7 protein-coding genes and 1 pseudogene are annotated in these 3,604 nt (G+C 42.5%); all 8 read right to left on the reverse strand.

Annotated elements, in window-relative coordinates; translation table 11 throughout:
* Positions 1–23 precede the first annotated feature (23 nt).
* The 8 genes and pseudogenes from AC5JL8_RS07085 to AC5JL8_RS07120 all read right to left on the reverse strand — a co-directional run bounded on the left by AC5JL8_RS07085 (position 24) and on the right by AC5JL8_RS07120 (position 3,489).
* Positions 24–887, reverse strand: coding sequence for a KilA-N domain-containing protein (locus AC5JL8_RS07085; protein ID WP_495879078.1), 864 nt, complete (start codon positions 885–887; stop codon positions 24–26).
* Between the two features lie 42 nt (positions 888–929).
* The gene (locus tag AC5JL8_RS07090) at positions 930–1,385 is read right to left on the reverse strand and encodes a DUF1392 domain-containing protein (RefSeq protein WP_495879079.1); all 456 of its coding nucleotides are present in this window, start codon (positions 1,383–1,385) and stop codon (positions 930–932) included.
* Complete coding sequence (locus AC5JL8_RS07095) at positions 1,385–1,639, reverse strand: MerR family transcriptional regulator (RefSeq protein WP_495879080.1); 255 nt, start codon at positions 1,637–1,639, stop codon at positions 1,385–1,387. Before AC5JL8_RS07095 ends, AC5JL8_RS07090 begins: the two co-directional genes overlap by 1 nt.
* A 47-nt stretch (positions 1,640–1,686) precedes the next feature.
* Positions 1,687–1,890: a hypothetical protein gene (locus AC5JL8_RS07100; RefSeq protein ID WP_495879081.1), complete on the reverse strand. Its 204-nt coding sequence runs from the start codon at positions 1,888–1,890 to the stop codon at positions 1,687–1,689.
* A 168-nt stretch (positions 1,891–2,058) separates the two neighbouring features.
* Positions 2,059–2,535: pseudogene (locus AC5JL8_RS07105) on the reverse strand (hypothetical protein); the annotation flags it as partial.
* A 113-nt stretch (positions 2,536–2,648) separates the two neighbouring features.
* Positions 2,649–2,846, reverse strand: a complete 198-nt coding sequence (locus AC5JL8_RS07110) for a hypothetical protein (protein WP_495879082.1) — start codon at positions 2,844–2,846, stop codon at positions 2,649–2,651.
* A 132-nt stretch (positions 2,847–2,978) separates the two neighbouring features.
* Positions 2,979–3,173: a hypothetical protein gene (locus AC5JL8_RS07115; RefSeq protein WP_495879083.1), complete on the reverse strand. Its 195-nt coding sequence runs from the start codon at positions 3,171–3,173 to the stop codon at positions 2,979–2,981.
* Positions 3,166–3,489 carry a hypothetical protein gene (locus AC5JL8_RS07120; RefSeq protein ID WP_495879084.1) on the reverse strand — a complete coding sequence of 108 codons (324 nt, stop codon included), beginning with the start codon at positions 3,487–3,489 and terminating at the stop codon, positions 3,166–3,168. The genes AC5JL8_RS07115 and AC5JL8_RS07120 overlap by 8 nt, the downstream gene beginning before the upstream one ends.
* Between the last annotated feature and the right edge of the window lie 115 nt (positions 3,490–3,604).

Raw genomic sequence — 3,604 nt, forward strand, 5'->3', positions numbered from 1 at the left:
TTCCCCGCGTTAAGCAATCGCTCTTACTTTTTCACCAACGTCATTTGCTTTTTGCTAGTGAAAGCCCCCGCCTGCTTTAGTGCCGCAGTTGGGTTTGGGTGTGCGAAAAACTCTTCAATTGCTTTAGTCAGCCCCGATGCAACAACTGGGTCATGGCAAGCATAGATATAAACTGATTGTTGAGTACCGTTAACTAAACGATTCTCTTGGCGAGATCCCAACTGGGGGTAAAATGTTCTCACCCATGTCCCCAAATGACCCCGGTAATGAGAGCCGTGCAAAGGAACTTTCTTGCCAAGCTCAATCTCCGCGAAGTTTACAACCCCCATCCATTTTTCAGAAGTTGAGCAAAGAGCTTGTCTGTTGTGTTCAGCCAGAAGATTAGCGGCGTAATCTTTGAAATGCTGCTCAATGTAGGGGTTGAGTTTGCCCCCTGTGAGGTCAGCCAAAGTTTTCATTGCGTTCACCAATGTCTGCAAGCGTTGCTCAACTGGAGGAAGTGCAGGGGTAGGTGGTTGAGGAATTGGTTGTTGTTCTGCCTCCGCGATTATTACTTTCATTACAGTTCTGTTGGCCCAAATGCGGAACTCGACAGACACCCACTGCGCTAAATCAATCGCTATCTCTGGGTGAATCCAAGTTCCTTGAGAGCTGCCATAGCCATCAATTTCAATGATTAAAGACGATATCGGGATTCCGATGTCGTTGGAAAGTGCTGCCCAGTAAGCTTTTGTAGATTTCCTTTCTTTGTAATGCCCCCAAGACTTGTTATTTGCATGGCACATCTGGGTTGCATTCACGTAACCCTTGGGTATGTTGTAATTACCTATTTCGCCATCTTGGGGCATCTGATTAATTTCAGAGTCTCGCCATAAATGTGTCAACATGATTGATTCTCCTGTTCTTGTTCAAACTTTTAGTTGAATGACTTAGACATTCACCCGCACCAAATCCTCCTCCCGCACTAAAGAGAATCGATTGGTCATGGTGGATGATAGAGGAAAAGCAGGTGATGCCAATTCGACTTTGTAAAACCAGGACTTCTCGATTAGCTCAACCCCCAGAATTAACCTTTGCTTTGTGCCACGATTGGGAAATTGCAACAGTACACGATCGCCCAACACGAAAGATGGTTTTTTCACAGTGGTAGGTTTTATTCGACCAGTGCCAAGAATTTCATGTTTCGTTGCGCGCACAATGTCGTTTTCAACATCGATAACGTAATCCCAACGCTGTTGATACCATTGCAGTCCACAGCAATAACCAAATCTTCTATTAGCCTTGAAATAAACCCGCTCCAACAAATTGATTTCAACGGGTGGAATTTGATCACCCCAAGGCGGGGATAAATACCAACATCTTTCTAACTCGGTGATTGGTTCCATTACGCTTTTCTCCCCAAAAGATAATTAATGGCTTCGGTGTCAAGAGACGCAATGCGTTTTTTGATTTGTTGCGGTGGATTTTCTAAAAATTGTTTGAGATGCCAAACTCTAATTTCGTAATGTTTGGGATAGCGTTTATTTGCCTTGAGCCAACCTCGATGTACCCACAAGCGAATAGTTGATAGATTCAGCGAAAGGATACTAGCGATTTCGTGACACTTATAGTTTTCTAAGTCAGTAAATTGTCTAGTCATTTACAACTCTCCGATATTTCATTTAGAGAGAATATTCACAGTGAGATTTATTCTGATTGTTGGAGCTTGTGAATAATCCGAGCGCTGATAGATTCAAAGTCAACCTGAAAAATATTCAAATCAGTCAGCATTTCCCCGGTGTTGTATCGGTCTGTTATGTACTGCTTGATTGCCAACTCGTTCAGCCCATCAGGAATATTGATGTGAGCCTCACTCGTGATTCTTTCAACTACAGTAACGATGAGTTTCATGGGATAAACCTATGTAGTTATTTGATGAGAAGAAGCCGGAAAGAAGCTCTTGTGCAGGGGGCAGGGGGCAGGGGAAAGATTCTCTCCCTTGCTCCCTGCCCCCTGCCCCTTGTCCTCTTTTCTTCAGGCAGCTTCAGATTTTGCCCCTTGTAACTGTGGCTGAATTTGTGTGCCGCCTAAAAAACATTGAATGTTGTGAATGGTTGCTCCCCAATCAGCATTCGCATTCCATTCCCGACGAATTCTAACTTTAGTAGCAGCATCATATAGTCGGCAGAAAACCACGTTTTCTTCGCCACTAGTAACTGCAATAATCAGGGGTTTGGAGAAGTCTTGTATAAGGGAAGCAGACAAAAGAAATGTTTTCGCAAAGTTAGTTTCTATGCCTGTTCTGATGATATAAATCTCATCCGCAGCGACAACAATATCTAACTTCATGTTGTCCTTGCCCTTGTATTCTTTCGCTGTCAAACGCAATTCTGATAAATAACCCGTTAATCCTCGCTGCTGTACGGGTATGGTTTTATCCTGGTCGATGTTATAGTGATACCACAAGAATGATTCACCACTGATTTCACCGTTTTTGACATATAAATAAATTGGTTCTGGAGGATTGCAAAGACCTAATTTTATTTCAGTATTCATGCTGAACTCGACAATGTATGGAGTGTGCAACAATTAAATTCATTAAGCGAGATATACTCCGAGGCATTTGCAATTGCTTGGATAAAAGCTTTATCCAGGTAATTGCCTTTTTCCTAAACAGAACTTTCGGATGTCATTGAAGGCTGTTGATTGCTCTGTAGCTCGTACTTTAAGTAAGACAGTGCAGTTTGAGCATCCCCAATTGTTAAATCAGGCTGATAATCAAGTGCTTCAAAATCGGGGTGTTTGGCTATCTCTTCGATAATTAACTGTGCCGCATCAATTAATGTGTGCAAATTGGGATGGGACATTTTTGATTGCTCCTAAATATTGGGTTGAATATGGAAGAACTTAGGAGCCAGCATTCAGAATTCAGCATTAGATTGATATGGAATTGAGGCTAAAAACTTCTGAAAAATTATTCTGGCTTCTGAATTCTTTACCTAAAATCTTTCGATGATCGATAACAAAAAGCCGTGTCCAGTGTTTTTGATTTGCACCAGTCTTTTGTCTAATAAATACTGAATGATGGTTTGCGAAAACTGAATGCGATGTAGGGGAATAGAACCACTACTACGGACTAAACGCAGTAATCTGGCTGCTGTCCGCTCTACGTAATTGTCAACAACTTTAGCCATCTGCTCTACCTCCAATTGCCGTCAATTGCTGCTGAAGTACCGCTATCTGCTGCTGATGAGCGTCAATTTCAGCCATTAGTTGTGCCTGTATCTCTGCAACAGAAAGCGTCTGGATTTGGTCGTCAAAATAATGGCGGACTTCTTGGAAGTTTTTGTTAGGCATCACAGAGTATCGCCAGCCTTGACCGTATTCGTGGGCTAATTGGCTATCAGCGGGGTAATACTCAAGCCCAACGATAATTCCCTGCTGTGTGCGTTCATCAAAGGTAAAACGCGGATACTCCCAGCCTTTGGGTATCGTGATTGTGGGTTGCATATATTTAATTGGTAATTGAAGGGATTGGTGAAACTTTGGGAGAAGATTACTGAGGTTTGCCCCAGGGCAAACGCATCTAAATTTAGTACAGGTATACTAAGGAACAAAGAAAGGT

The sequence above is a fragment of the Mojavia sp. genome (assembly GCF_059505145.1).